This window comes from Nocardia sp. bgisy134 (genome assembly GCF_057708325.1).
This window is the reverse complement of sequence record NZ_JBYIRW010000006.1, coordinates 236,503-260,773: the sequence shown is the minus strand read 5'-3', so window position 1 is coordinate 260,773 and position 24,271 is coordinate 236,503. Positions and strand designations below refer to the sequence as shown.

The 24,271-nt window shown below is 68.3% G+C and carries 27 protein-coding genes and 1 riboswitch; of the genes, 16 read left to right on the top strand and 11 right to left on the bottom strand.

Going from position 1 to position 24,271, the window contains the following annotated elements:
- Positions 1 to 134: 134 nt before the first annotated feature.
- The 6 genes from lysS to AC3ERS_RS13825 all read left to right on the top strand — a co-directional run bounded on the left by lysS (position 135) and on the right by AC3ERS_RS13825 (position 8,064).
- Complete coding sequence (gene lysS / locus AC3ERS_RS13850; protein ID WP_431967443.1) at positions 135 to 1,640, top strand: lysine--tRNA ligase; 1,506 nt, start codon at positions 135 to 137, stop codon at positions 1,638 to 1,640.
- A 154-nt stretch (positions 1,641 to 1,794) separates the two neighbouring features.
- Positions 1,795 to 2,154, top strand: a complete 360-nt coding sequence (locus tag AC3ERS_RS13845; RefSeq protein ID WP_357461563.1) for a histone-like nucleoid-structuring protein Lsr2 — start codon at positions 1,795 to 1,797, stop codon at positions 2,152 to 2,154.
- Between the two features lie 292 nt (positions 2,155 to 2,446).
- Positions 2,447 to 3,070 (top strand): FHA domain-containing protein, encoded by a 624-nt coding sequence (locus AC3ERS_RS13840; RefSeq protein ID WP_431967297.1) that lies wholly within the window; start codon positions 2,447 to 2,449, stop codon positions 3,068 to 3,070.
- 135 nt (positions 3,071 to 3,205) lie between these two features.
- Positions 3,206 to 3,787, top strand: a complete 582-nt coding sequence (locus tag AC3ERS_RS13835) for an anthrone oxygenase family protein (RefSeq protein WP_431967295.1) — start codon at positions 3,206 to 3,208, stop codon at positions 3,785 to 3,787.
- A 105-nt stretch (positions 3,788 to 3,892) separates the two neighbouring features.
- Positions 3,893 to 4,837: an esterase/lipase family protein gene (locus AC3ERS_RS13830; RefSeq protein WP_431967293.1), complete on the top strand. Its 945-nt coding sequence runs from the start codon at positions 3,893 to 3,895 to the stop codon at positions 4,835 to 4,837.
- Between the two features lie 668 nt (positions 4,838 to 5,505).
- Positions 5,506 to 8,064, top strand: a complete 2,559-nt coding sequence (locus tag AC3ERS_RS13825) for an ATP-dependent Clp protease ATP-binding subunit (RefSeq protein ID WP_431967291.1) — start codon at positions 5,506 to 5,508, stop codon at positions 8,062 to 8,064.
- A 64-nt stretch (positions 8,065 to 8,128) separates the two neighbouring features.
- On the opposite strand, the gene AC3ERS_RS13820 is transcribed toward AC3ERS_RS13825, so the two are convergent.
- The 3 genes from AC3ERS_RS13820 to AC3ERS_RS13810 all read right to left on the bottom strand — a co-directional run bounded on the left by AC3ERS_RS13820 (position 8,129) and on the right by AC3ERS_RS13810 (position 9,854).
- On the bottom strand, positions 8,129 to 8,596 hold the full coding sequence (locus AC3ERS_RS13820) for a YfbM family protein (RefSeq protein ID WP_431967289.1): 468 nt from the start codon (positions 8,594 to 8,596) through the stop codon (positions 8,129 to 8,131).
- Between the two features lie 185 nt (positions 8,597 to 8,781).
- Positions 8,782 to 9,588: an LLM class flavin-dependent oxidoreductase gene (locus AC3ERS_RS13815; RefSeq protein ID WP_431967287.1), complete on the bottom strand. Its 807-nt coding sequence runs from the start codon at positions 9,586 to 9,588 to the stop codon at positions 8,782 to 8,784.
- 11 nt (positions 9,589 to 9,599) lie between these two features.
- Complete coding sequence (locus AC3ERS_RS13810; RefSeq protein WP_431967285.1) at positions 9,600 to 9,854, bottom strand: hypothetical protein; 255 nt, start codon at positions 9,852 to 9,854, stop codon at positions 9,600 to 9,602.
- A 305-nt stretch (positions 9,855 to 10,159) separates the two neighbouring features.
- On the opposite strand from AC3ERS_RS13810, the gene AC3ERS_RS13805 reads away from it, so the two are divergent.
- Complete coding sequence (locus AC3ERS_RS13805) at positions 10,160 to 10,777, top strand: TetR/AcrR family transcriptional regulator (protein ID WP_431967283.1); 618 nt, start codon at positions 10,160 to 10,162, stop codon at positions 10,775 to 10,777.
- Between the two features lie 33 nt (positions 10,778 to 10,810).
- Here AC3ERS_RS13805 and AC3ERS_RS13800 read toward each other — a convergent pair whose 3' ends face one another.
- Positions 10,811 to 11,473, bottom strand: a complete 663-nt coding sequence (locus AC3ERS_RS13800) for a response regulator transcription factor (protein WP_431967281.1) — start codon at positions 11,471 to 11,473, stop codon at positions 10,811 to 10,813.
- Between the two features lie 31 nt (positions 11,474 to 11,504).
- A complete protein-coding gene (locus tag AC3ERS_RS13795; protein WP_431967279.1) occupies positions 11,505 to 13,826 on the bottom strand; it encodes a sensor histidine kinase in 2,322 nt (773 codons plus the stop codon).
- 169 nt (positions 13,827 to 13,995) lie between these two features.
- Between AC3ERS_RS13795 and AC3ERS_RS13790 the strand changes: the two genes are divergently transcribed.
- Positions 13,996 to 15,081, top strand: a complete 1,086-nt coding sequence (locus AC3ERS_RS13790; RefSeq protein WP_431967277.1) for an ABC transporter ATP-binding protein — start codon at positions 13,996 to 13,998, stop codon at positions 15,079 to 15,081.
- The gene (locus AC3ERS_RS13785) at positions 15,078 to 15,926 is read left to right on the top strand and encodes an ABC transporter permease (RefSeq protein ID WP_431967275.1); all 849 of its coding nucleotides are present in this window, start codon (positions 15,078 to 15,080) and stop codon (positions 15,924 to 15,926) included. Before AC3ERS_RS13790 ends, AC3ERS_RS13785 begins: the two co-directional genes overlap by 4 nt.
- Before the next feature lie 157 nt (positions 15,927 to 16,083).
- On the opposite strand, the gene AC3ERS_RS13780 is transcribed toward AC3ERS_RS13785, so the two are convergent.
- Entirely contained in the window at positions 16,084 to 16,692 is a 609-nt protein-coding gene (locus AC3ERS_RS13780) for a TetR/AcrR family transcriptional regulator (protein WP_431967273.1), read from the bottom strand.
- 101 nt (positions 16,693 to 16,793) lie between these two features.
- On the opposite strand from AC3ERS_RS13780, the gene AC3ERS_RS13775 reads away from it, so the two are divergent.
- From AC3ERS_RS13775 to AC3ERS_RS13760, 4 genes are all read left to right on the top strand, one after another.
- Positions 16,794 to 17,441: an FMN-dependent NADH-azoreductase gene (locus tag AC3ERS_RS13775; protein ID WP_431967271.1), complete on the top strand. Its 648-nt coding sequence runs from the start codon at positions 16,794 to 16,796 to the stop codon at positions 17,439 to 17,441.
- A 1-nt stretch (position 17,442) separates the two neighbouring features.
- Positions 17,443 to 17,763 (top strand): DMT family transporter, encoded by a 321-nt coding sequence (locus AC3ERS_RS13770; protein ID WP_431967269.1) that lies wholly within the window; start codon positions 17,443 to 17,445, stop codon positions 17,761 to 17,763.
- Between the two features lie 60 nt (positions 17,764 to 17,823).
- Positions 17,824 to 18,279, top strand: coding sequence for an SRPBCC family protein (locus tag AC3ERS_RS13765; protein WP_431967267.1), 456 nt, complete (start codon positions 17,824 to 17,826; stop codon positions 18,277 to 18,279).
- 90 nt (positions 18,280 to 18,369) lie between these two features.
- Positions 18,370 to 18,810, top strand: a complete 441-nt coding sequence (locus tag AC3ERS_RS13760) for an OsmC family peroxiredoxin (protein ID WP_431967265.1) — start codon at positions 18,370 to 18,372, stop codon at positions 18,808 to 18,810.
- A 46-nt stretch (positions 18,811 to 18,856) separates the two neighbouring features.
- Here the strand turns inward: AC3ERS_RS13760 and AC3ERS_RS13755 are convergent, their stop codons facing one another.
- From AC3ERS_RS13755 to mhuD, 4 genes are all read right to left on the bottom strand, one after another.
- Positions 18,857 to 19,321: a hypothetical protein gene (locus AC3ERS_RS13755; protein WP_431967263.1), complete on the bottom strand. Its 465-nt coding sequence runs from the start codon at positions 19,319 to 19,321 to the stop codon at positions 18,857 to 18,859.
- Between the two features lie 35 nt (positions 19,322 to 19,356).
- Positions 19,357 to 20,190 carry a CbtA family protein gene (locus tag AC3ERS_RS13750; protein ID WP_431967261.1) on the bottom strand — a complete coding sequence of 278 codons (834 nt, stop codon included), beginning with the start codon at positions 20,188 to 20,190 and terminating at the stop codon, positions 19,357 to 19,359.
- Positions 20,181 to 20,375, bottom strand: a complete 195-nt coding sequence (locus AC3ERS_RS13745) for a CbtB domain-containing protein (RefSeq protein ID WP_068055493.1) — start codon at positions 20,373 to 20,375, stop codon at positions 20,181 to 20,183. The genes AC3ERS_RS13750 and AC3ERS_RS13745 overlap by 10 nt, the downstream gene beginning before the upstream one ends.
- Before the next feature lie 67 nt (positions 20,376 to 20,442).
- A riboswitch (cobalamin riboswitch) is annotated at positions 20,443 to 20,624 on the bottom strand.
- 54 nt (positions 20,625 to 20,678) lie between these two features.
- On the bottom strand, positions 20,679 to 20,996 hold the full coding sequence (gene mhuD, locus AC3ERS_RS13740) for a mycobilin-forming heme oxygenase MhuD (RefSeq protein WP_431967259.1): 318 nt from the start codon (positions 20,994 to 20,996) through the stop codon (positions 20,679 to 20,681).
- A gap of 71 nt (positions 20,997 to 21,067) precedes the next feature.
- Between mhuD and AC3ERS_RS13735 the strand changes: the two genes are divergently transcribed.
- Positions 21,068 to 21,811 carry an alpha/beta fold hydrolase gene (locus tag AC3ERS_RS13735; RefSeq protein ID WP_431967257.1) on the top strand — a complete coding sequence of 248 codons (744 nt, stop codon included), beginning with the start codon at positions 21,068 to 21,070 and terminating at the stop codon, positions 21,809 to 21,811.
- A gap of 24 nt (positions 21,812 to 21,835) precedes the next feature.
- Here the strand turns inward: AC3ERS_RS13735 and AC3ERS_RS13730 are convergent, their stop codons facing one another.
- Positions 21,836 to 22,762, bottom strand: coding sequence for an HhH-GPD family protein (locus AC3ERS_RS13730; RefSeq protein WP_431967255.1), 927 nt, complete (start codon positions 22,760 to 22,762; stop codon positions 21,836 to 21,838).
- 99 nt (positions 22,763 to 22,861) lie between these two features.
- Between AC3ERS_RS13730 and AC3ERS_RS13725 the strand changes: the two genes are divergently transcribed.
- Positions 22,862 to 23,485: a carbonic anhydrase gene (locus AC3ERS_RS13725; protein ID WP_431967253.1), complete on the top strand. Its 624-nt coding sequence runs from the start codon at positions 22,862 to 22,864 to the stop codon at positions 23,483 to 23,485.
- Positions 23,486 to 23,608: 123 nt separating this feature from the next.
- Positions 23,609 to 24,265, top strand: a complete 657-nt coding sequence (locus AC3ERS_RS13720) for a DUF7974 family protein (protein WP_431967251.1) — start codon at positions 23,609 to 23,611, stop codon at positions 24,263 to 24,265.
- Positions 24,266 to 24,271: the final 6 nt, after the last annotated feature.

Sequence of the window (24,271 nt, the reverse complement as noted above, 5' to 3'; positions counted from 1 at the left end):
ACGATTTCCGGTGCACGCTAGGGTTGTCCGATGTGAGCACCCCGAACACGCCCTCGTCCGGTCGCTCCGCGGGTTCGGTTCCTGCGGCGCAAACCAGCCGTCCCGCCCCGGAAGCAGACGACGTTCCGGAACAGATGCGGATTCGCAGGGAGAAGCGTGAGCGGCTGCTCGCGAGCGGCGTCGAGGCGTACCCCGTGGTCGTCGCGCGGACGCACACACTGGCCGATATTCGGGCCGCCTTTCCCGATCTGCCCGCCGACACCCAGACCGGTCAGCAGGCCGGCGTCGTGGGGCGCGTCATTTTCCTGCGCAATACCGGCAAGCTGTGTTTCGCCACGCTGCAGGAGGGCGACGGCACCAAGCTGCAAGCCATGATCAGCCTCAACGGCGTCGGAGCGGACGCGCTGGCGGCCTGGAAGGCCGATGTCGACCTCGGTGACTTCGTTTTCGTGCACGGTGAGGTCATCGCCTCGCGCACGGGCGAATTGAGCGTTATGGCCGATTCCTGGTCCATGTCGGCGAAGGCGCTGCGGCCGTTGCCGGTGGCGCACAAGGAGATGAACGAGGAGTCGAGGGTCCGGCAGCGCTATGTCGACCTGATCGTGCGTCCCGAGGCCAGGGAGATGGCCCGCACCAGGGTCGCTGTGGTGCGTGCGCTGCGCGCCGCGCTGGAACGCCGCGGGTTCCTCGAGGTGGAGACGCCGATGCTGCAGACGCTGCACGGCGGCGCGGCGGCCCGGCCGTTCGTCACCCGTTCCAATGCCCTCGATATGGACCTCTACCTGCGCATTGCGCCGGAACTGTTCCTGAAGCGCTGCGTGGTCGGCGGTTTGGAGAAGGTCTTCGAGGTCAACCGGAACTTCCGCAACGAAGGCGCCGACTCCACGCATTCGCCGGAGTTCGCAATGTTGGAAACGTATGAGGCCTATGGCACCTACGACGACTCCGCGAAGATGATCCGGGAATTGGTGCAGGAAGTCGCGCAAGAGGCTTTCGGCACACAGGTGGTAACCCTCGCGGACGGTACCGAATACGATCTTCGGGGCGAGTGGGCAACCGTCGAGATGTACCCTTCGCTGTCCGATGCGCTCGGTGTCCGAGTCACCCCGGAAACTTCGGTCGAGGAATTGCTGGCACTCGCCGATCGGGTTGGACTGGAAATTCCGGAGGGCAAGGGCTACGGTCACGGCAAACTTGTCGAAGAACTGTGGGAGCACGAGTACGGCGACAAGCTCTATGCGCCGACATTCGTGCGTGACTTCCCGGTCGAGACCTCACCGCTGACTCGGCAGCACCGCAGCAAGCCCGGAGTTACCGAGAAGTGGGATCTGTATGTCCGTGGCTTCGAGTTGGCCACCGGCTATTCGGAGTTGGTGGATCCCGTGATCCAGCGCGAGCGGTTCGTGGATCAGGCGCGGCTGGCCGCGCAGGGCGACGACGAGGCAATGGCGCTGGACGAGGACTTCCTTGCCGCGATGGAGCACGGCATGCCGCCGACAACGGGAACCGGTATGGGAATCGATCGGTTGTTGATGGCACTGACGGGATTGGGAATCCGCGAAACGATACTGTTCCCAATTGTGCGTCCGGTCACTCAGCGAGGTGTGAGCGACCGGCGCGGAGACGGTGCCGGAGCGTAACCAGGCAGCGGCAGGCGAACACGCAAATCAAACAGAGTCGGGTTCGTTTCGATAGCCGAAGTCTCGTCTTGGAATTTTCCGAATTCGAGGTATTCTTGCCTCGGGTAATCGGCCTAGTATGCGGGTCGCACGATTTCGAGAGGACGTTCATCTCATGGCAAAGAAGGTCACCGTTAGCCTGATCGACGATGTCGACGGTGAGTCCATCGCGGACGAGACCATCGAGTTTGCGATCGACGGTGTGTCGTACGAGATCGACCTGTCGTCGGCAAATGCCGCGAAGCTGCGTGACGGGCTGGAGCAGTGGGTTTCCAGCGCGCGTCGGGTGAGCGGCCGCCGCCGCGTGAAGGCCGCCGCGGGCACCGCCGCCGCCCCGAAGAGCCGGGTCTCCATCGACCGGGAACAAAGTGCGGCAATTCGCGAGTGGGCGCGCCGGAATGGCCACAAGGTCTCCGCCCGCGGCCGTATCTCCGCCGACATCACCGACGCGTACAACAAGGCCGCGAAGGGCTAGTTCTTTTCCGACCGCTGCCGCCTGGGCGAATCGTGCGACGCCCGGGCGGCAGCAGCGTTTGTGATAGTTCTTCGATATGGGCGTTCCTTCGCATTCGCTCCGGCCATGCGCGAGGCTCGGGACGGACTTCGTCCGGCGGCGCCGGTCAGGCGCACCTTCGCATTCGCTCGGGCCGCGGGCGAGACGAGGATGTCGACTGGGTTGACGATCTTGCTCGTGATACCCGGACGGGGCACCATGGAAACGTGCGAAGGTCGTCACTGGCGGTATGGAGAGATGAGGTATCGGCGCAGTGACTGGATTCGTCGGATCATTGTTGCGATTCACCGATGATTCGGGCCGTCAGCAGGAGCTCTTGTTGAGCCCGGATCAGCAGCGCGTCACCATCGGCCGCTCACCGCAGGCCGATCTGGCGCTGCGCTGGGACGCCGAGGTGTCCCGGCTGCACGCGTCGATCGAATACTTGGGCGCGCACTGGACGATCGTCGACGACGGTCTTTCCCGTAACGGCACCTTCGTCAACGGGGAGCGCGTGGTCGGCAGGCGCCGGCTGATGGCCGGCGACAAGATCCGGGTGGGCACCTCGCTGGTCTCCTTCCACGATTTCGGCGCCGTCGCCGACGACGCCACCCGCACCTCCACCGGCTCGATTCCCACGCTCCGTTCGCTCACCGAGACCCAGCGCTCGGTGCTCGTCGCGCTGTGCCGTCCGTACAAGAACGGCACGGGCTTCGCGACCCCGGCCTCCAATCAGCAGATCGCCGAGGAACTGTTCCTGAGCGTCGACGCCATCAAGACCCACCTGCGCGCGCTGTTCGCCAAGTTCGGAGTGGAGAGCCTGCCGCAGAACCAGAAGCGGGTGCGGCTGGCGGCGCTGGCCATGCAGAGCGGCATCATCTCGGACCGGGATCTCTGAACCGCATCGCGCCCGTGGACGCCCGCTTAAGCAGCCGAGCGTCTCGAAGATGGAGCGGCGGGCCCGTTCACGGTTGACTTGTCCTCGACGCCGGACCGAACGACTCGGACCGGACTGTGAGGCAGGAGAAATCGAATGTTCGCGCTGAGAATAACCGCGCTGGTGGCGGCCGTGCTGGCGACGGGTCTGACCGCGGGTGTGTTCTACGCCTACGCCATCTCGGTGATGCCCGCGCTGAACCGCTCCGACGACCGGACCATCGTCGACCTGATGCAGAAGATCAACGTGGTCATCATCAATCCCTGGTTCATGATCGCGTTCCTCGGCGCCGTCGGATTCGCCATCCTCGCCGCGGTGCTGCACCTCGGCAAGGAGCACCGGGCGACCCTGGTCTGGATCGCGATCGCCGTGGTGCTCAACGTGATCGCCTTCGCGGTGACCGCAGGCTTCAACGTCCCGCTCAACGACCAGCTGGCCGCGGCGGGCGACCCGTCGCAGATCGCCGACATGGCCGCCGTCCGAGCCGACTACGAGTCCGCCTGGGTGCGCTACAACGTGATCCGCGCGGTCGTGCACACGCTGGCCTTCCTGGTGCTGTGCGGCGCGCTGTTCGCGGCGGGCGTCCAGCAGGGCAAGAGCGAAGCCGCGGGCTCGGACGACGCGCGGCGCGTCACCGCCTTCGCCGCGCCGGCCGCGGCGACGCACCGGCTCGGCTGATTCGCAGGCCGTAGGCGGGTTACGAAAGTTACCCGCCGGTATCGGCAGTAACTGGGACACGTCCTCGGTAGCTTCTTCTCAGCAACTTCCAGAATTGGAGGCTCCATGCGACGTGTTCCAGTTCCGTTCGTTGTTGTCTTCATGTTGGCCGCGCTGTGGATCAGCGCGGCCGGCTCCGCGAACGCCGATCGCTATCCAGTCGTCTACGACTTCTTCTCGGGCATCCCGGCCGAGCTGTCCCGCCCGGGCGGATCGCTGCCGGGCTCGAACAACTGGTCCTGCCGTCCGAATGCCCAGCACCCCAATCCGGTGGTCCTCGTGCACGGCACCGGCGGTGGGGCGCAGACGAATTGGGGCGTGTACGCGCCCTTGCTCGCCAACGAGGGCTACTGCGTGTACGCACTGACCTACGGTGCGCATCCCCTGCCATGGCCGATGTCCGCGGTCGGTGGTCTGCGGCCGATGGAGCAGAGCGGGCCCGAGCTCGCCGCCTTCGTCGACCGTGTGCTTGCCGCGACCGGTGCCGCGAAGGTGGACCTCATCGGCCACTCGCAGGGCAATTTCATCGGCAACTACTACATCAAGCGGCTCGGCGGCGCGAGCAAGGTGGACAAGCTGGTCGGCCTCGCGCCACCGTGGCTCGGGAGCAACGCGGCGGGTCTCGGCGACGCGGCCGCCTACGCCGCCCGCCTCGGCGTGACCGCGGCGTTCGACCTCGCGGTGGGCGCCTGGTGGTGCCAGGCCTGCGCCCAGGTCATCGCGGGCTCCCCATTCCTGAAATTGATGAACGCCGACGGCGTCTATCACCCCGCCGTCGACTACACGAATATCGCGACCCGGCTCGACCAGTCGGTCGTCCCGTACACGGCAGGCCTGGTTCCCGGGCCGAATGTCACCAATGTCGTGGTCCAGGACGGATGCGCCCAGGATTACTCCGAACACGCGGGGATCGCGGGCAGCCCGCGAGCGGCCAAATTCGTCCTGAACGCGCTCGACCCGTCCCACCCGCGGCAGGTGCCGTGCGAGTACGTCCCGCCGTTCACGGGCTAGGCGGTCTTTCGCCTTCGTTCCGGCCGCGCACGGTCTTGTCGTGCGTGCCTGCGCGCTCGCCTCGGCCACACGCTGGTTGACGAACGAACTTCGGCTCGGAGCGTTCGACGGGCGTGGGTGGTCCCGCTTCAGCTGTGGCTGGGTTGGTAGCCGGAGGTCCTCCGGTGATGCCCTGTCGGCGCCTCCGCCACGGCGGTGTCCGGTTCGAGCGCGGGACCCTCGCGATGCTGGTCGTGCGTCCGCCTACGGTCGGACAGGGTGGGGTTCGAGGGGCGGAAGACCGGTGGCGTTCGACGTGCGCGGCTTCGCTTTCGCCGAGGGCCGGGCTTCTCGGGAACACCGGGACGGATTCGGTCGTTTTCACTGCAACGGGCGTTCAAGGGCGACGACGGCCTTGGATCGGGGCGGCACCGGCGGGGTCTGCGACTGTTCGCTGTTGGCAAAACCGGATCGGAAACGAAACCCGCAACGCTCACGTTATGAGTGAATGACCGTGCTGTCGCTGGTCCCCAATAGGGTGGACTGGAGGCGGCGCGAACCCCCGCCAACTAGAGTGGATGGCGGGGGCCGCAAGCCCCGGGCTTCATGGCAGGCTGACGACCACAGGTTGCGCACAGCACTGAAGCGTCGGACGCCACTGAAGGTCTGAGCAGGAGAGTGAGGGAGCGATGTTCGAGAGGTTCACCGACCGCGCGAGGCGTGTCGTTGTCCTGGCCCAAGAAGAGGCCCGGATGCTCAACCACAACTACATCGGCACCGAGCACATCCTGCTTGGCCTCATCCACGAGGGCGAGGGTGTCGCGGCGAAGTCGCTGGAGTCTCTTGGCATCTCGCTGGAGGGTGTGCGCAGCCAGGTGGAGGAGATCATCGGCCAGGGTCAGCAGGCCCCGTCCGGTCACATCCCGTTCACCCCGCGCGCCAAGAAGGTGCTGGAGCTGAGCCTGCGTGAGGCGCTGCAGCTCGGCCACAACTACATCGGCACCGAGCACATCCTGCTCGGCCTCATCCGTGAGGGCGAGGGTGTCGCGGCGCAGGTGCTCGTCAAGCTCGGCGCCGACCTCAACCGGGTCCGCCAGCAGGTCATCCAGCTGCTGTCCGGGTACCAGGGCAAGGAGCCGGTAGAGTCCGGCTCCCGCGGCGAGGCCGGGACCCCGTCCACCTCGCTGGTGCTCGACCAGTTCGGCCGCAACCTGACCCAGGCCGCGCTGGAGGGCAAGCTCGACCCGGTCATCGGCCGCTCGAAGGAGATCGAGCGCGTCATGCAGGTGCTGAGCCGCCGCACCAAGAACAACCCGGTGCTGATCGGCGAGCCCGGCGTCGGCAAGACCGCCGTCGTCGAGGGCCTCGCGCAGGCGATCGTCAACGGCGAGGTGCCCGAGACGCTCAAGGACAAGCAGCTCTACACCCTCGACCTGGGTTCGCTGGTCGCGGGCAGCCGCTACCGCGGTGACTTCGAAGAGCGCCTGAAGAAGGTGCTCAAGGAGATCAACACCCGCGGCGACATCATCCTGTTCATCGACGAGCTGCACACGCTGGTCGGTGCGGGCGCGGCCGAGGGCGCCATCGACGCGGCCTCGATCCTGAAGCCGAAGCTGGCCCGCGGCGAGCTGCAGACCATCGGCGCCACCACGCTCGACGAGTACCGCAAGTACATCGAGAAGGACGCCGCCCTGGAGCGCCGGTTCCAGCCGGTCCAGGTGGGCGAGCCGACCGTCGAGCACACCATCAACATCCTCAAGGGTCTGCGCGACCGCTACGAGGCGCACCACCGGGTGTCCATCACCGACGGCGCGCTGGTCGCCGCCGCGACGCTGGCCGACCGCTACATCAACGACCGGTTCCTGCCGGACAAGGCGATCGACCTGATCGACGAGGCGGGCGCGCGGATGCGCATCCGCCGGATGACCGCGCCGCCGGACCTGCGCGAGTTCGACGACAAGATCGCCGACGCGCGCCGTGAGAAGGAATCCGCGATCGACGCGCAGGACTTCGAGAAGGCTGCGCGGCTGCGTGACAAGGAGAAGCAGCTCGTCGCCAAGCGCGCCGAGCGTGAGAAGCAGTGGCGTTCCGGTGATTTGGACGTCGTGGCCGAGGTCGACGACGAGCAGATCGCGGAGGTCCTCGCCAACTGGACCGGTATCCCGGTGTTCAAGCTCACCGAGGAGGAGACCACCCGTCTGCTCCGTATGGAGGACGAGCTGCACAAGCGGATCATCGGCCAGGAGGACGCCGTCAAGGCCGTCTCCAAGGCGATCCGCCGCACTCGTGCCGGCCTGAAGGATCCGAAGCGTCCGTCCGGCTCGTTCATCTTCGCCGGCCCGTCCGGTGTCGGTAAGACCGAGCTGTCCAAGGCGCTGGCGAACTTCCTGTTCGGCGACGACGACGCGCTCATCCAGATCGACATGGGCGAGTTCCACGACCGCTTCACCGCCTCGCGGCTCTTCGGTGCCCCTCCGGGCTACGTCGGCTACGAGGAGGGCGGCCAGCTCACCGAGAAGGTGCGCCGCAAGCCGTTCTCGGTCGTGCTGTTCGACGAGATCGAGAAGGCCCACCAGGAGATCTACAACACCCTGTTGCAGGTCCTGGAGGACGGCCGCCTCACCGACGGCCAGGGCCGGACCGTGGACTTCAAGAACACGGTGCTGATCTTCACCTCGAACCTCGGCACTTCGGACATCTCGAAGGCCGTGGGCCTGGGCTTCACCCAGTCCAACAACGAGGGTTCGAACTACGAGCGGATGAAGCTCAAGGTCAACGACGAGCTGAAGAAGCACTTCCGCCCCGAGTTCCTCAACCGCATCGACGACGTGATCGTCTTCCACCAGCTCACGACCGATCAGATCGTCGAGATGGTGGACCTGATGATCGGCCGCGTCGCCACGCAGCTGAAGAACAAGGACATGGCGATCGAGCTCACGGAGAAGGGCAAGAGCCTGCTCGCCAAGCGTGGCTTCGACCCCGTGCTCGGTGCCCGGCCGCTGCGCCGCACCATCCAGCGCGAGATCGAGGACCAGCTGTCGGAGAAGATCCTCTTCGGCGAGATCGGCCCAGGCCAAACGATCCTTGTGGATGTGGAAGGCTGGGACGGCGAGGGCTCCGGCGAGGACGCCAAGTTCACCTTCACCGGCAAGGCGAAGCTGACCAAGACGGCCGTCGAGGAGAAGCCCGAGGTCGTGCTGACCGGCGCGGGCGAGGGCAACGCCACCGAGGCCGCCTCCGGCGAGTAAGTAACGACGAGAAGGCCCGCCCCCAACGAATTCGTTGGGGGCGGGCCTTTTGCCGTGTTCTCGCTCAGCCGAAGTGCATGACCGCCGCGGAGCCCGACTTCGCGGCGTCGGCGAAGAAGGCGGCGAGAGTCGCGTAGTGGAACTGGAGATAGCCGAGTCCCGCGTCGCCGTCCCTGGTCCAGATGCGCGGGTAGATGTTCGCCTCGTCCATGGCGGCGGGATCGTAGTGCGCGGCGAGCGCGGTGAACGGTGTGGCCCGCAGCCGTTCGGCCGTCCGGCCGACCAACTCGGCGGGCCATCCGTAGTACTCCTCGTCCTCGTCGAGGGGCAGGCTGTCATCGCACAGATCAACCCCTGTCGCGGCCGCCTCGAGCAGGTAGCGCAGCCCGTCCCAGGCCTTGTCCAGATAGCCGCTGGGATCGCCGTCGGTCCGCTCGAGCTGCGAGAGCTCCTCCTGCGCTTGTGGACTCGCCACGATCAGGCAGCTCAATTGCTCGCTCGTGACCTTGGTGAACGACAGGATCACTCCCATTGCTTCCCCGCTCCCACGGAATTCGCCGGGGCCGCCGAATTCCGATCCGATTGTCTTCCTCGATGATCGAGACGGAATGTAATCGACTCGACCGACAGGTCTCGCCGGGAGACGGACGGGCCCGCAGAGTGCGACGCTTCGGACCGAGCCGATCGGGCGGCCCAGCGCCGTGTAGTGCACGCCGCCTATCGATCCGCGGCCGATGTGTCGCAGCGGTGCAGGTTCGGTGCGAAGTCTCGAGCGAGTTCGTCGGGGACCACGAGCTCGTCGATTCCGTACTTCTCCCTTCGATATTCGATCAGGTCGGCGGCTTCGGCCGGATCTTCCGGCAGCAGTGCGGCCGCGCCCGCGTCACGCAGTCCGTCGGTGGTGAGGCCGAGGTGTTTTTCGAGCCAGAACGGCACGCGGTCGCCGATGCCGAAGAGTTGGTGGGTGAAAGGGATGTCGCGGTCGGTGTTCTCGCGCACGACGCGCACCATCTCGGCCCATTCCGTTTCGGTGGCGCCGGGCTGGGTCGCGAGCACGATGCGGTCGGCGATCTGGGCCGCGGCGGCGAGCATGCGTGGACCGCTCGCCGCAACCACGATCTCCGGGGTGGGATCGACGGCCGCGCGGACCGCGGCGACCGCCTCGAGCAGCTGCTCGCGACGCCCCTGCGCGGAACCCCAAGGCATGCCGAGCCTCTCGGCCTCGCCCGCCGCATCCGGACGGCCCACGCCGATGCCGAGCTCGAAGCGTCCGTCCGAAAGCAGCTGTAGCGCAGCCACTTCTCGCACCAGCGCGGCACTGTGTCGCAGCGGGGCCGCCAGCACGTTGGGACGCAGCCGCACCGTGCCGGTGACCGCAGCGGCCGCCGCCAGCATCGGCAGCGGCGACGGCGTGTACAACGTGTCGGGCAGCAGAATCGTTCGGTAGCCCTGTTTTTCGGCCGCCCGCACCGCGTCGACCCACTGCGCACCCGAACGCGGGGTGACGATCATGCCGAACTTCATCACGTCGCCTTTCAGCGCCCGGTCTCGCGGAGTACGGCCAACCGCTCCCGATATTGCGCCTCGGTGACCTCACCGCGCGCGAAAGCGTCGCGCAGCACGCCGATTCCGGTGTGTCGGCGGAAGCGGTTGCGCGCCAGGAATATCAGGACGAGGAAGGTGAGCCAGAACAATAGCGGGAAGATCCAGAAGAACGGCCACGGATGCCAGCCGCCGTCATAATGGTCCGCCAGCAGAGTGAGTGCTTCCGATTGCGTGAAAAGAGTCATGCTCCGAGCGTGCGCGTCGTAACCCATCCGACACATCGGCCGCGCGTCCCTGATCCAGCTACGCCTGCCGACGTACTCCTCGACCCGGCAACCCCGAACAACTGGCGGTTTGCCGATATCCGCCGCTCATGAATTGCCCGACATTCACTGCGTGCGCATTACGCCCGACGCAGACGCCGAGTCACGCGGCACAGACGCGCCATGCCGCGTGACGTGGACGCTGAACCGCGCGCGTGTCAGCGGTGTGTGTGACGGCCCATGTTCACATATTTGACCGATCGGTCGCAATAGTAGGATCTCGAAACATGGCGCGCACCAAGGAATTCGACCCGGACGTCGTACTGGACCTCGCCATGGATCTGTTCTGGCAGCGCGGGTTCGAAGCCACCTCGATGGCAGATCTGGTGCAACATCTCGGCATAGCCAAGGCCAGCATCTACGCCGCCTTCGGCTGCAAACACGAACTGTTCACCAAGGCGCTGCAGCGCTATCTGGAACTGGCCGACGAACGGATCACCACCGCACTCTCGCAGCCGGGTCCTGCCCTGCCCGCCATCCGAGCGCTCATCGACCGCTTCGTCACCGAAGCCTGCGTCGAACACCGCTACCTGGGCTGTTTGGTGTCCAATACCGCCGTCGAACTCGCCGCCCGAGACCCCGATATCGCCGAACTGGTCGAATCCGGTTGGGCAAGCTGGGAAACCGCGTTCACCTCGGCGTTCACGCGCGCAGCCGAGCAAGGCGAACTGGCCGCCGACCGCGATCCACGTGCGCTGGCCCGCTTCCTCCTGGTCTTCCTCCAAGGCGTCTGGGTCCTCGAACGCACCCCCTACGCCCCCTCCCGCCTGCACGACGCCGCCCAAGTGGCAGCGGCGTTCCTGTGCGGTCACCCCAACACCACGTCCACGACCGGGCACTCATAGCGGGGCTGCCGCCCCGGGGCGGGCTGGGAGCGGTTACTGCCAGCCCGGGCGGACCAGGCCGGATTCGTAGGCCAGGACGACCAGCTGGGTGCGGTCGCGGGCGTTCAGTTTGGTGAGGATGCGGCTCACGTGAGTGCGGGCCGTTGCGGGGCTCATGAACAGGCGTTCGCCGATTTCGGCGTTGGTGAGGCCCTCGGCGACCAGGGTCATCACCTCGCGCTCGCGGTCGGTGAGTTCGTTCAGCGCGGCGGGCGGCGGTTGTTTGGCGTGCGCGGAGAATTCCGCGATCAGGCGGCGGGTGACGCCAGGGGAGAGCAGGGCGTCGCCAGCGGCCACCACGCGCACGGCTCGCAGCAGATCGGCGGGTTCGGTGTGTTTGACGAGGAAGCCGGTCGCGCCGGAACGCATCGCCTCGAAGACGTATTCGTCCAGCTCGAAGGTGGTCAGCACCACCACGCGGACCTCGGCGAGCTTGGGGTCCTCGGCGATCATCCTGGTCGCGCACAGTCCGTCGAGCACGGGCATGCGGATGTCCATCAGCACCACGTCCGGCCGGAGCGCGCGGGTCATGCGCACCGCCTGCTCGCCGTTGTCGGCCTCGCCGACCACCTCGATGTCGTCCTGCGCGTTCAACAGCGCGACGAAGCCGCCGCGCACCAGCGCCTGATCGTCGGCGACCAGCACCCGAATGCTCATCGTGCCTCCCATCGCGGTGCGCGCTCGTCCATCATGTCTCCGCGGTGTCTCCGGAAGGCGCTGAGCTGCGCGGACTCTGTTCGGTCGCGCTCGCGTGGCTGGGGGACGCCGGCGCGGAGCCGGTACGGACCTTCCGGTCGTCGGTCGCCGCGTCCGAGTCTCCGTCGTCGGGGGCCGTTCGGTCGTTGGTCGGGGTGTTGGAGTTTCCGGCGGTGGTGCCGTTGCGGGCTGTTCGGTCGTTGGTCGGGGTGTCGGAGTCTGCGGCGGTGGTGCCGTTGCGGGCTGTTCGGTCGTCGGTTGTGGTGTCCAAGTCCGCGTCGGTGGTGCCATTGTGGGCTGTTCGGTCGTTGGTTGCAGTGTTCGTATCTGCGGCGGTGATGCCGTTGCTGGCCTTCGGGTGGTCGGTCGAGGCGCCCGAGTTTCCGTCGGTGGTGCCGTTGCAGGCTGTTCGGTCGTTGGTTGCGGTGTCCGAGCCTGCGGCGGCGCTGTTGCGGGCCTGCGGGTTGTTGGTCGCGGTGTTCGAGTCTGCGACGGTGGTGCTGTTGCGGGCGTTCCGGTCGTCGGTCGCGGGATCCGTGGCTTTGGTGGCAGTGCAGTTGCGGGCCTGCGGGTCGTCGGTCGCGGGGCTCGTGTCTTCGGTGGCGGCGTCGTTCTGCGTTCGCGGCCCGATCGGGGCCTCCGCGTCGTCGGGGACCGGGCGCGCGGAGCCGTTGCGAACATTCGGGTCCGCGGAGTCGGCGACGGACGCGGTGACGTTCTGCGTTGCCGGTTCGGTCGCCTTGCCTGGGGACGAGATATCCGCGCCGCCGGAGGAGGCCGAGGCGGAGCCGTTGCGCTCCTTCTGTTCCGTTGTAGTGTCCGCCGAGACCCCGTTCCTCGCTGTCGCGGTCCCAGTCGCGGTCGTTGTCCCGGTCCCAGTCGCGGTCGTTGTCCCGGTCTCGGTCCCGGTCGTTGACCCGGTCGCCGGAGGCGCGGGTTCGGCGGGCCGGGACGATGGTTCGGCGGGCCGGGGTGCGGGACGCTGCACGGGCTCGGTCTGGCTGGGCAGCCGGGCCGCGACCCGGAATCCGCCGCTGGGCCGCGGGCCCGCGGTGAGCGCGCCGCCGAGGGCGTGTGCCCGCTCGCGCATGCCAATGATGCCGTTGCCGCCGCTCGAACCGGACCGGAGCACGGGCGCGGTGGGACGGGTGTTGTCGATGGTGAGATCCACCGAACCGGCGGCGTAGCGGACGGTGACCGTCGCGCTCGCGCCGGGTGCGTGGCGCACCACGTTGGTCAGGGATTCCTGGATGATCCGGGCCGCGGCCACATCGATCACACTGGGCAGCTTCTGCGGTTCGCCGATCACGCGGGTCTGCACGGTCAGTCCGGCGTCGCGAGCCCGCTGGAGCAGCGTGTCCAGATCTGCGATGCTGGGGGCGGGCGCGCGCGGCGCTTCCTGCTTGCGGGCCGGTGCGGCGTTGCGCGGCAGCCTGCCGGAGTCCGCCGCGTCGGATTCCCGCCGTTCGCCGGCCGCGCCGCGCCGGACACCGCGGCGACCGCGCGAGGAACGGGCCGCCTCGATCGAATTCGCTTCGGGTTCGGGGTCATCCATCGTCGCACCGGTGCGGATGGTCTCCAGCAGCGTGTGCACCTCGGCGAGAGATTCCTTGCTTGCCGCCTTGATCGCGGCCAGCGCCGTCCGTGCCTGCTGCGGCCTCTTGTCGAACAGTTCCAGCGCCACCGAGGACTGCACGTTGATCAGCGAAAGACTGTGAGCCAGCACGTCGTGCAGTTCCCTGGCGATGGCCAGCCGCTCCTCGGTGGCGCGGCGTTCGCGCCGCAGCTGCTCGTCGCGCCGGGCGGCCTCCACGCGCTGCCTGCGGGCCTCCAGCGCGACCTTGCGCTGGCGCAACCCCTCGGCCGCGCCGACGAGCACGATCAGCCACGCCATGATCCCGAAGATCTGCCAGCCGTTCACCGATTTGCCGAGCAGCGCGGGCAGCGGCCAGACGAAGGCCGCGTAGCCGACGGGCATGAGCGGATATGTCCACCAACGGGATCCGATCGTCGCGGCGGTGAGGAAGGCGATCACCAGCGAAAGGAAGATCGGACCGTATCCGTAGCCGAGGGCCAGGTAGATCCCGCACGCGGCGAGCGTGACAACCAGCACCGGCAACGGCTGAGTGCGCCGGAAGAGCAATGCGATCGGCCCGGCGAGCAGCAGCAGGTAGCCGAGCACATCCAGCGACTGCGTGCCGGTCTGGTGCATATTGGCGCCGCGACTCCCGGCCAACTGGACTACCGCGACGATGAACGCGAGGCCCCAGTCCCATACGACCGAGCCACGATTCGCTATGCCTGGCGCACTCACCCTTGCAGCCTAAGCGGCCGACCGCCGATCGGCGTCCGTCACCGCACGTATTCCCCGCCTACGTCCGGGGCGCGGACGGAGGCGGCGGGTGGATCAGGTCGCGATACGTACGCCGGGCATCGCCGCGCGACGGATGCGTCGCACCAGCTCAGCGCGGGATTCTCGAGGCATGACGAATTCCATCGTGGTCACCTCCGGGCTGACCAAACGCTACGGAGAGCACCTCGCCGTCGACGATGTCGGCATGCGCGTCGCCGCGGGGGAGATCTACGGCTTCCTCGGCCCGAACGGCGCGGGCAAGACCACCACGCTGCGCATGCTGGCCGGGCTCATCCGGCCGAGCGCGGGCGTCGCGACCGTGCTCGGCGGCGCACCGGGCGACCCCGCGGTGCTGCGCCGGATCGGCGCCCTGATCGAGAGCCCCGGTTTCTACCCGTACCTCTCCGGCCGCGACAACCTGCGAGTTCTCGCGAAATATCGCGGGCTCGGCCGCCCTGAGGTGGCGGACGCGCTGGACCGCGTAGGCCTCGCCGATCGCGCCGACGACAAGTTCCGCACCTACTCCCTCGGCATGAAGCAGCGCTTGGGAGTCGGCGCGGCCCTGCTCGGCCGCCCCGATCTGCTGATCCTCGACGAGCCCACCAACGGCCTCGATCCAGCGGGAATGGCCGAAATGCGAGAGCTGATCACGGAATTGGCCGCCGACGGGCACACCGTGCTGCTGTCCAGCCACCTGCTGACCGAGGTGCAGGAAATCTGCGATCGAGTCGGCGTCATCTCCGGCGGCAAGCTCATCGCCGAGTCCACGGTGGCCGAATTACGCGGCGCCGCTTCCCTGTTGCTGCGCGCGGAGCCGATGGAATCGGCGATCGCGGCGGTGCGGGGCGCGCTCGGCGCGGAGGTGGTGCTACGCGTTGCCGATATAGCGCCCCGCGGCGGCGAATCCGCGCGGCGCAGTGACGAACTGCCGCTGCGGAAGGACGAGAGAGCGCTGCGCGGCAGCGAATTGCAGCTGAGCAGGGGTGAGGTAGCGCTGCGCGGCGAATCTGCGCTGCGCGAGGGGAGGGTGGCGCTTTCCGATGACGCAGCTGCACTGCTCGGCAGCGCGGGCATCCGCATCGAGGTGGACGCGAGTGCCGCGCCGGTGGTCGCCCGCGCTGTCATCGATGCCGGAGCCGATCTGTTCGAGCTGCGCGTGGACGAGAGGTCCCTGGAGGAAGTGTTCTTCGAGATCACCGAAGGAGCGATGCGATGACCGACCTGGTGGCGAGCGCCCGCGCGGAACTGTTGCGGCTGCGCGGTTGGCCCGCGTTCTGGATCGTGCTGGGGACGTGGATTCTGTTGAACCTCACGTTCTCCTACCTGTTCAACTATCTGGCCTACACCTCCGGCGAGCAGAGCGCGATGTCCGACGGGCTTCCGAAAGACGTGCTGCTGCAACAGATGTTGCCCGCGGCGGTGCCCGAGGTGTTCACCCAGGGCATGGCGATGTTCGGCGGCGCGCTCATGCTGATCCTCGGTGCGCTGGCCGTCGGGAGCGGATACGGCTGGGGCACCTGGAAGACCGTGCTCACCCAAGGGCCCTCGCGGTCGGCGGCGGTCGGCGGACTGCTGATCGGCCTGGCGTTGGTGGTCGTCGCGCTGGTGTGCGTGGCGTTCGCGGTGGACACCGGAGTGGCCGCCCTGATCGCGAGCACTGAGTCGCAATCCCTCGCGCTGCCGAGCGCGGCCCGCGTCTTCGACGGACTCCTCACCGGCACAGCCATTCTCGGCATGTGGACACTCGCGGGCGCCCTGATCGGCGCGCTCGCCCGCGGCCCCGCCCTCGCCGTCGGTCTCGGCCTGGTCTGGGTGCTGGTCGTGGAGAACCTCCTGCGCGCGACGTCCGCGATCTTCGCCCCGATCGCCGCGCTGACCGACCGCCTCCCCGGAACCGCCGCGGGCTCCCTCGCCGGGGCCATGCGCACGGTAGGCGGTCCGGCCACCCCCGGCGTCCTGGACACCTTGTCCCGCACCGAATCCCTGACTCTGCTGGCCCTCTACGCTGTCTTCTTCGCGGCGGCCACCCTCACCCTCATCCACCGCCGCGACCTGACCTGATCGGGAAGCCCAGCTTCGCAAAGGGTTTCCGCGCCTCGCAGGCCTTCCACGGTCCGCGAGGCGTGTATTCGATGTGCGACGCGCCGTGCTTGTTCTTCCATCGACAGTCGGCCCACCCAGGTCCGCGCTGCCGAAGCGCGGCGGGGTCTATCGGGGTCTATCGGGGTTTGTTCAGGAGTGCGTGGGCGATGTGGGTCAGGGCTTGGGCGATGGCCGACGGCGTGAGCCCGCGCTCGCGTTGTGCGGTGTAGACCTCGGCGGCGAGCGGGGCCAGCAGGGGATCGATCAGCGCGTCTGGTTCGTCGATGTTCGCCGCCAGCAGCAGTGCGCGGACGTGGGCGTACCAGAAGCCGTACGCGCCGGTGGTGAAGCGCGCACCGCCCGTTTCGGCGCCGAGCGCCAGGTGGGCGTGATTGTCGAGCAGTTCGACCATCGCCTCGTAGAAAGCGGCCAGGCGCTCGGCGGGGGGTGCGCCGGGCCCGAGCGGCGGGTCGCCGTGCAGCAGGCGCTCCTGGAGGGCGCGCTCGTGCTCGTCCAGTAGGGCGATGGCGATCGAATTCGTGTCGGGGTAGCGGCGGTACAGCGTGCCGCGGCCGACGCCGGCGGCTTTGGCGATGTCGTCCATGGTCACCGTGCGGGGATCGCGCCGGGCGAAGAGCTCCGCGGCGGCGGCGAGGACCTTGGCGCGGTTGCGTGCCGCGTCCGCGCGTTCGCTCGGCGGATGGTCGAGCGGAGCGCCGGTGAGCAGGTCGGATCGGGCATCCATGACAGCGACTCTAGCCGAATCCGGAATAAGTGGACAATCTGTCCGGTTGATTGTTAGCGTCGCAACTGGACGATGTGTCCGTTTGATTGAAGGGTTGAATCATGAGCACCTTGTTGCACCTCGACGCGAGCGCCCGGCGGCGCTCGATCAGCCGGGAGCTGAGCGCGGAGTTCGCCGCGGCCTGGCGGGCCGAACACCCGGACGGCGAGTACCGATACCGGGATCTCGCCGCGCGACCCGTGCCGTTCATCGGCGAGGCGTGGACCGAGCTGTGCGACGCGGTGCTCGCGCGCGGCGGCTTCGACCCTGCCGAGCTCGACGCACTGGTGACGACTCCGGCGCAGGCCGCGGCGCTCGAGGTTCTTCGCCCGCTCTTGGACGAGGTGCTCGCCGCCGACGTGATCCTGATCGGCACCCCGATGTACAACTACTCGATTCCCGCCGCGCTGAAGGCCTGGCTGGACCAGCTCACCTTCCCGCGAATGTCGCTGGGCCACCGTCGATTCGTGGTCGTCTCCGCGCGGGGCGGCAGCTATTCGCCCGGTGCGCCCAAGGCAGCCTTCGACTATCAGGAGCGCTATCTGCGCGACTTCTTCGCGGGCCACTTCGCGGTGACCGACACCGTTTTCGTGCACGCCGAACTGGCCAATTCGCGCCAGGACCCCGCGCTGGCCGACCGTCGCGCCGAACACGACGGCTCCTACGCGAAGGCGCTCGACACCGCGCGATCGCTCGGCGGGATGTACTGAAATGAACTGGCTGACATTGGGTCTCGCGGGTCTGGTCGAGATCGTCTGGTCGCAGAGCATCAAACCGACCGAGAACTTCACCCGGCCGCTGCCCACCCTGGTGTGCTTCGCGCTGGGCAGCCTGGCGGTGTATCTGCTGTCCAGGTCCATGCAGACATTGCCCGTCGGCACCGCCTACGCCGTGTTCACCGGCATCGGCGCGGTGGGCGCGATCGGTCTCGGCATCGTCGTGCACCGTGACCCGCTCAGCGCGGGCCGGGTGCTCGCGCTCGCGCTGATCCTCGGCGGCATCGTGCTGGCGAGGGTGACCAATCCCGAGTGACCGCAGCCGGTCACGGGGCAAATGCTGTGGGGGCTGGGGCCGCGCGGGTATGGTCCGGTGATGGTCGACCAGTCAGTTCGCCTCCCGGATCTGTCCACACGGCCCCACGAGCTCACCGTGGAGCGGGTGATGAAGTCATCGCCCGGCCTGCTCTACGCCGCGTGGACGCAGGGGTTCGACATCTGGTTCGCCGCCCCGGATTCGGTGCGGATGAGGCCCGAGGTGAACGAGCCGTTCTTCTTCGAGACCGAATTCGAGGGCAGGCGCAACCCGCACTACGGGCGCTTCTTGCGGCTGGAGCCCGAGCGCCTCGTCGAGCTGACCTGGGTCACCGGCGAAGGCGGCACCGAGGGCGCCGAGACCGTGGTGAGCGTGCAGTTCCTCAAACAACCGCGCGGCATCCGGCTTCGCCTGCGCCACGCCGGGTTTGCGAGCGAGGCGGCCCGAGACCGGCACCGCGAAGCGTGGCCGCAGGTGCTCGAGCAGCTCGACAGCAAGCTCGGCGCGATCGGCTGACGGCTGGCTCGCCGAAGCGGTGCCCGTGGTCTCGGGTGTGCGGGTAGGTTCTAGCGTGCGAAGTTCGGCTCACTTGGTGAAAGGACAATGATGCCAACACGTACCGCCCGCACCGCATGGACCGGTGGTCTCCAGGACGGCTCCGGTCAGGTCGAGCTGGCCAGTTCGGGCGTCGGCAAGTACGACGTCTCGTTCCCGAAGCGTTCCGCGGAGTTCGCCGATGGCACCACCAGCCCCGAGGAACTGATCGCGGCCGCGCACTCCTCCTGCTACGCCATGGCGCTCTCGGCGCAGATCGGCAACGCGGGCGGCACTCCCGAGAGCCTCGACGTGACCGCCGACGTCACCCTCGGCCCCGACCCGGCGGGCGGCTTCCGCATCACCGCGATCAAGCTGACCGTCCGCGGCCGGGTCTCCGGTCTGGACGCCGCCGGATTCCTGGCCGCCGCCGAGGCCGCCAAGGCGGGCTGCCCGGTCTCCAAGGCGCTGGCGGGCGTGGACACCATCAGCCTGGACGCCGCCCTGGCGTGACCGCTTGATTCTCCGCACCTCTCGCGTCGGCGGGAAGTGCGGGGAGTCATGGGGTCGCGCGGCGGGCGAAGTACTCGCGAGCGCCGGGTGCGTACATGGCGGGAATCGCGACGAGCACGGCGAGCACGTGGATCGCGCGCAGGGTTCCGAGGGTGAGCGAGCTCGCGGTGACAGAAAGGTCGAGCCCGTCGGCCGCGAGCGTCGTCAGCGGTTCGACGAGCAGCGAGGCCAGACCGAGGACGCCGAGGCCGAGCGCGAGCGCGAGCCTGGCGATCCGGCCGCCGCGCGTCATCCGCACCACGACCGTGAACACGACGAGGTAGATCGCGCCGCGCACAGCCGATTCGAGGGCGAGGCCCGATACGTCGGCGTCCGGGCGATCGAGCGTCATCGCCGCCCGCGCCAGCGCCTCGGCGACCCCGGCGAGCAGGGCGACGACGAAAGCCGCGGCGGCCAGCGCCACCGGACGCGGTACAGCGCGGGTGGAACGAAAAAGGGCAGTGCCGGTCATGAAACCGACACTGCCCCAGATCTTCTGGACGCGGATCAGCCCGCGGTAGCGACCTCACCCCGTACCGGGGTGCTAGTGCGCTGCGCGAACTCGGTGAGCGCCGCGAATCCGAGACCGAGCGCCGCCCACAGCGTGGCGGAGACGGCCAGCGACGCGACCCGGAACTGCCACAGCAGGCTCGGCGGGAAGTCGGCGGCCACCTCGTCGACACCGGGCAGCAGGACGTAGCCCAGCGTGGTGATCAGCGCGAACGCCGCCGCACCCGCGATCAGCCGGACGGTGTCCAGCTGCCCGCGCAGCAGCTTGTACGCGTACACCGCGGCGCCCACGGCCGCGAGGCCGAGCAGCACCGAGGCCACCCAGAGCAGGGTGCGATCGTTGATGGTCTCCGGATCGCCGACCGCGGGCGGGTTCGCCGGGTACTTGAAGAACGGCACCGCGACGATCGCGGCCCAACCCGCTACTCCGAGTCCGATCGCGAGTTTCGGACCGGACAGGTCGGTGTGGCGCCGCGCGAAATGCGCGACCGAGGCGAAGATCGCGCCGAAGGCGAGACCGCTGAGGCCGAGCGCGAGGAACTGCCCGAACTTCTGTCCGGACCGGCTGACCAGCGGCTCCTCCTCGTCACCGTGGGAGTGGCCCGCGGCGGGTTCTTCGGGAGCGTGGTGCGACTCCTCGGTGGCCGCGTTCGCCTCTTCGATGGCGATGGCGGCGTCGACCTTGGGTTCGCCGACGAAATAGCCCACTGTGGCGGCCAGCAGGCCGGCGATCAGACCGGCGAGCAGGCCGCGCAGCAGCAGGGTTTTGAGGGAATCTGCCGGGGGGACGGCAGCCGACGGAGTCGGCGGGGTGGGTTGATTCAGTGGCACGGAACACCCAGCAAGTGACGTCCGTCGTGCATCAGCTCGTGCATGAACATCCCGCTGCGCGAGATGGCGCCCTGATCGAAGCCGACCAGGTACAGCGTGAGCAGTGCGAGAAGAACGACACCTACCGTGACGAGCACGGTTGCCAGAGATTCGGTTGCCCGGCTCGGTGTATGCGCGATGGCCATTCGAGTCCTCCTAGGGATACGTCCCGACCGGACTTCGCGTCCGGGGGAACGCTTTCGCGTCCCGTGAGATGGGTGGTGCGACGGTGCCGGTGTCTGGCTTTCCGGCACCGCGCCCGCCCCGGCCTGCACGGCTGGGACCGGACTCGATGCGTGGAACACAGTGGCGCGACCGCTCCGGAATCACACCGGAATTACCGCATCACCCTCGCTTGGTCACCTCGAACTGTGACACCATCGTGCGCCCGTCGTCAACACGATCGAAACCTGTTGACCACGGTGTGGGCGAGTCGTTACCCGTTCGGTTCAGGACGCGGGCTTGGCCGCGACGTCGAGGACGACCTCGAATTCGAGCAGCGAAGCGCCGGTGGCGACCGGCTTCTTGTCGCCGCTGCCCGCGTGTGCGGCGCGCGCGGGACCGTCCCGCCACGCGGCGAAGGATTCCTCGGAATCCCACTGGGTCACGACGAAGTAGCGGTTCTCGCCCGCGATCGGGCGCAGCAACTGGAAGCCGAGGAAGCCGGGCGAGTTCTCCACCGCATGCGCGCGGTGCGCGAAGCGCTTCTCCAGCTCGGGTCCTGCGCCTTCGGGGACCTCGATCGCGTTGATCTTCACAACAGCCATGACCTCGACAATACGTCGCCCGTGCGCGGGCGGGCGCGCGCCGGGACGAGCCCGGGGGCACAATCGAGCCGATGTGGTACGACGAAGGCGGAGCAGGCGTCCCGATCCTGCTGCTGCACGGATTGATGGGCAGCGCACGCACCTGGGGCGATCAGCTGGACTGGCTGCGCCGCCACGGGCACGTCTACACCTTCGACGCGGCGGGCCATGGTCGGCCGGCGCCGCAGGAACTGACCACCGAGGCGTTCGTCGCCGATCTCGCCGAAGCCACCGAGGAGATCACCGAGCCGATAGTGGTCATCGGTCATTCGATGGGGGCGCTGCACGGCTGGGTCTTCGCCGCGCAGTATCCGGAGCGGGTGCGCGCGCTGGTGGTCGAGGACATCGCCCCCGATTTCACCGGCCGCACCGCCGCCGACTGGGCCGCCATGATCGAGGCGTGGCCGCAGCCGTTCCCGGACGCCGAGTCGGTGCTCGAGTACTTCGGGCCGGTCGCCGGGCGCTACTTCCTGAACTCCTTCGAGCACGGGCCGGACGGGTACCGGCTGCACGGCTCGGTCGCGACCTTCCGTGACATCTCCGAAGAGTGGGGCACCCGCCATTTCTGGGAGCAGTGGCGGGCGGTGCGCGTCCCGGTGCTGCTCATCGAGGGCGAGCACACCATCACCCCGGCCGGGCAGATGCGAGAGATGGCCGCGACCAATCCGAACGCGGAGTACGTGCTGATCCCGGACGCCGGGCATCTGGTCCACGACGATCAGCCGGAGCGCTACCGCGCCGAGGTGGAGCGCTTTCTCGGCCGGGTTCTGGCCTGATCCGCGCCGCGACCTGCGGCGCCGCTAACTATCTCCCTCACCGGCGAGTGCGAACAGCCCGTCGGCCGTCTGCTCGATCAACCCATCGATCAGCAGCGAATCCAGCGCCCGGTCGCGTTGGCCGGGATCCCGGGTCCAGGCCAGGTCGAGGCGCATCCGTTCCACCGGGCCGCTCGCGGCGCGCAGCACATCGAGCAGGCGGCCGCGCGCCTGGCGGTCGGTGCCCTCGTACTTCTGGGTGCGGCGCACCACCTCCGACACCGGACGGCCCGCGGTCACCCAGGCGCAGACGGGCAACGGGCATCGCGCGCAGTCGGGCGTGCGCGCGGTGCACACCGTCGCGCCGAGCTCCATCAGCGCCGCGGAAAACCGTGCGGCGCGGTCGATTTTCGCGGGCAGCAGTGCCTCGGTCTCGGCCAGGTCGCGTGCCGCGGGGTTGCCCGCCTCGGCGCGGCCGTGCACGGCGCGCGCGACCACCCGGCGCACGTTGGTGTCCACCACCGGCACGCGCTGGCCGTAGGCGAAGCAGGCGACCGCCCGCGCGGTGTACGCGCCGATGCCCGGCAGCCCGAGCAGCACGTCCACGTCGGCGGGGACCTCGTCGCCGTGTTCGGCCGCGAGCACCCGCGCGCACTCGTGCAGCCGCAGCGCCCGCCGCGGATAGCCGAGCTTGCCCCATGCGCGCAGCACCTCGGCCTGGGAGGACGCGGCCATCGCCGACGGCACCGGCCAGCGCGCCACCCACTCCAGCCAGATCGGCTCGACCCGCACCACCGGCGTCTGCTGCAGCATGATCTCGCTCATCAAGATCTGCCACGCGGTGACGCCGGGGCGTCGCCACGGCAGGTCGCGGGCGGTCTCGGTGTACCAGTCCAACAGCGCGTCGGGGTCGATGCCGCGATCGCCGGGTTGTTGCCGGGCCGGGGTGGCCCGACCAGTGCCGCTACGCATTGCCCTCACCGTCTCCGCCGCTCGGCGGACAGTCCATATTTGCCGACCCGTAACGAAACCGACTCGCTGGTAGCGAACGCGTTGTGCACAATGGTCGGTATGTCTGATTCAAACCCGATCAGCGCCTGGAAGTCCCTCCGCGAGGGCAACGAGCGTTTCGTCAACGGCACGCTGTTGCATCCTAGTCAGGGGGCTGCCGACCGGGCGAAGCTCGTCGGCGGTCAGCATCCTTCCGCCATCGTGTTCGGTTGCGGCGACTCGCGTGTGGCGGCGGAGTTGATCTTCGACCAAGGGCTCGGCGACATGTTCGTCGTGCGCACCGCGGGCCACGTGGTGGACAGTTCGGTGCTCGGCTCGATCGAGTACGGCGTGCAGGTCCTGAACGTGCCGCTGATCGTGGTCCTCGGACACGACAGCTGCGGCGCGGTGAAAGCGACCATCGACGCGCTCGACGGCGGCGAGGTGCCAGGCGGATTCATCCGCAGCGTCGTCGAGAAGGTGTCGCCCTCCATCCTGATCGGCCGCCGCGAGGGCCTCTCCAGCGTGGACGAGATGGAGGCCAGGCACGTCGTGGAGACCAGCAGGCTGCTGATGCAGCGGTCGATGATCATTTCCCAGCGGGTCGCGACCGGCGAGCTGGCCATCGCCTGTGTGACTTACAAACTGGCCGAAGGTCAGGTCCAATTGCAGCGTGTCGTCGGCAACATCGGCGAGGTCGTCTGAACCGGTTCCGTGCGGAGTTTCCCCAGCGTGCCGGGTGTCATACACCCGGCACCGTGGCGTCGTCCCATCCGACACGCCGAGGTCCTGAGACACCGCGCCCGGTGCTGCCCGTAAGTTTGAATCGTGCTGGAACCGACTGGACCGCTGCCTCCGGAGATCTACTGGCGTCGTCGCGTTTTCGCCATCGGGATCCTGGTCGTGGCGCTCGCGCTGGTGATTTGGCTGGCGGTGATGGCCGTCCGCGGTGGCGGCTCGCCCGGTGACGCCAAACCGGTCGCGTCGAGTTCGACCTCGTCGGTGAAGAAGTCGGGCGATGCGGCCAAGTCCCCGGCCGACGCGCCGAAGTCTTCGGGAAGTCCGGTGCCGAGCGCGGTTCCGGCGGCGGCGGGGCAGTGCCCCGATCAATCGCTCGCGGTGAAGGTGACCGTCGAGCAGCCCACCTATAAGGCGGGTGAGCAGCCGGTGTTCGGCATCGTGATCACCAACATCTCCTCGGTGACCTGCTCGCGCGATGTCGGCTCCGGGCTGCAGCAGATCTCGGTGTACACCCTCGACGGCAGCCGCAGGCTGTGGTCGAGCACGGACTGCTACCCGGACGGTCAGCCCGACGTGCGCAACATGAATCGCGGTGAACAGGCCGCGTTCCAGGTCACCTGGTCCGGCTCCACCTCGCAACCGAATTGCGCGGGCGAGCGTGTTCCGGTCCCGCCAGGGGCGTATTCGGTTGTCGCGCAATTAGGTTCGGTGCGCAGCGCGGCCGAGCCGTTCAACATCGCCTGAGCGGCT

What these genes read in the sequence shown, in the direction of transcription:
- lysS (WP_431967443.1), top strand. Translation starts at nt 135, where the DNA reads ATGCGGATTCGCAGGGAGAAGCGTGAGCGGCTGCTCGCGAGCGGCGTC.
- AC3ERS_RS13845 (WP_357461563.1), top strand. Translation starts at nt 1,795, where the DNA reads ATGGCAAAGAAGGTCACCGTTAGCCTGATCGACGATGTCGACGGTGAG.
- AC3ERS_RS13835 (WP_431967295.1), top strand. Translation starts at nt 3,206, where the DNA reads ATGTTCGCGCTGAGAATAACCGCGCTGGTGGCGGCCGTGCTGGCGACG.
- AC3ERS_RS13830 (WP_431967293.1), top strand. Translation starts at nt 3,893, where the DNA reads ATGCGACGTGTTCCAGTTCCGTTCGTTGTTGTCTTCATGTTGGCCGCG.
- AC3ERS_RS13825 (WP_431967291.1), top strand. Translation starts at nt 5,506, where the DNA reads ATGTTCGAGAGGTTCACCGACCGCGCGAGGCGTGTCGTTGTCCTGGCC.
- AC3ERS_RS13820 (WP_431967289.1), bottom strand. Translation starts at nt 8,596, where the DNA reads ATGGGAGTGATCCTGTCGTTCACCAAGGTCACGAGCGAGCAATTGAGC.
- AC3ERS_RS13815 (WP_431967287.1), bottom strand. Translation starts at nt 9,588, where the DNA reads ATGAAGTTCGGCATGATCGTCACCCCGCGTTCGGGTGCGCAGTGGGTC.
- AC3ERS_RS13810 (WP_431967285.1), bottom strand. Translation starts at nt 9,854, where the DNA reads ATGACTCTTTTCACGCAATCGGAAGCACTCACTCTGCTGGCGGACCAT.
- AC3ERS_RS13805 (WP_431967283.1), top strand. Translation starts at nt 10,160, where the DNA reads ATGGCGCGCACCAAGGAATTCGACCCGGACGTCGTACTGGACCTCGCC.
- AC3ERS_RS13800 (WP_431967281.1), bottom strand. Translation starts at nt 11,473, where the DNA reads ATGAGCATTCGGGTGCTGGTCGCCGACGATCAGGCGCTGGTGCGCGGC.
- AC3ERS_RS13790 (WP_431967277.1), top strand. Translation starts at nt 13,996, where the DNA reads ATGACGAATTCCATCGTGGTCACCTCCGGGCTGACCAAACGCTACGGA.
- AC3ERS_RS13785 (WP_431967275.1), top strand. Translation starts at nt 15,078, where the DNA reads ATGACCGACCTGGTGGCGAGCGCCCGCGCGGAACTGTTGCGGCTGCGC.
- AC3ERS_RS13780 (WP_431967273.1), bottom strand. Translation starts at nt 16,692, where the DNA reads ATGGATGCCCGATCCGACCTGCTCACCGGCGCTCCGCTCGACCATCCG.
- AC3ERS_RS13775 (WP_431967271.1), top strand. Translation starts at nt 16,794, where the DNA reads ATGAGCACCTTGTTGCACCTCGACGCGAGCGCCCGGCGGCGCTCGATC.
- AC3ERS_RS13770 (WP_431967269.1), top strand. Translation starts at nt 17,443, where the DNA reads ATGAACTGGCTGACATTGGGTCTCGCGGGTCTGGTCGAGATCGTCTGG.
- AC3ERS_RS13765 (WP_431967267.1), top strand. Translation starts at nt 17,824, where the DNA reads ATGGTCGACCAGTCAGTTCGCCTCCCGGATCTGTCCACACGGCCCCAC.
- AC3ERS_RS13760 (WP_431967265.1), top strand. Translation starts at nt 18,370, where the DNA reads ATGCCAACACGTACCGCCCGCACCGCATGGACCGGTGGTCTCCAGGAC.
- AC3ERS_RS13755 (WP_431967263.1), bottom strand. Translation starts at nt 19,321, where the DNA reads ATGACCGGCACTGCCCTTTTTCGTTCCACCCGCGCTGTACCGCGTCCG.
- AC3ERS_RS13745 (WP_068055493.1), bottom strand. Translation starts at nt 20,375, where the DNA reads ATGGCCATCGCGCATACACCGAGCCGGGCAACCGAATCTCTGGCAACC.
- mhuD (WP_431967259.1), bottom strand. Translation starts at nt 20,996, where the DNA reads ATGGCTGTTGTGAAGATCAACGCGATCGAGGTCCCCGAAGGCGCAGGA.
- AC3ERS_RS13735 (WP_431967257.1), top strand. Translation starts at nt 21,068, where the DNA reads ATGTGGTACGACGAAGGCGGAGCAGGCGTCCCGATCCTGCTGCTGCAC.
- AC3ERS_RS13730 (WP_431967255.1), bottom strand. Translation starts at nt 22,762, where the DNA reads ATGCGTAGCGGCACTGGTCGGGCCACCCCGGCCCGGCAACAACCCGGC.
- AC3ERS_RS13725 (WP_431967253.1), top strand. Translation starts at nt 22,862, where the DNA reads ATGTCTGATTCAAACCCGATCAGCGCCTGGAAGTCCCTCCGCGAGGGC.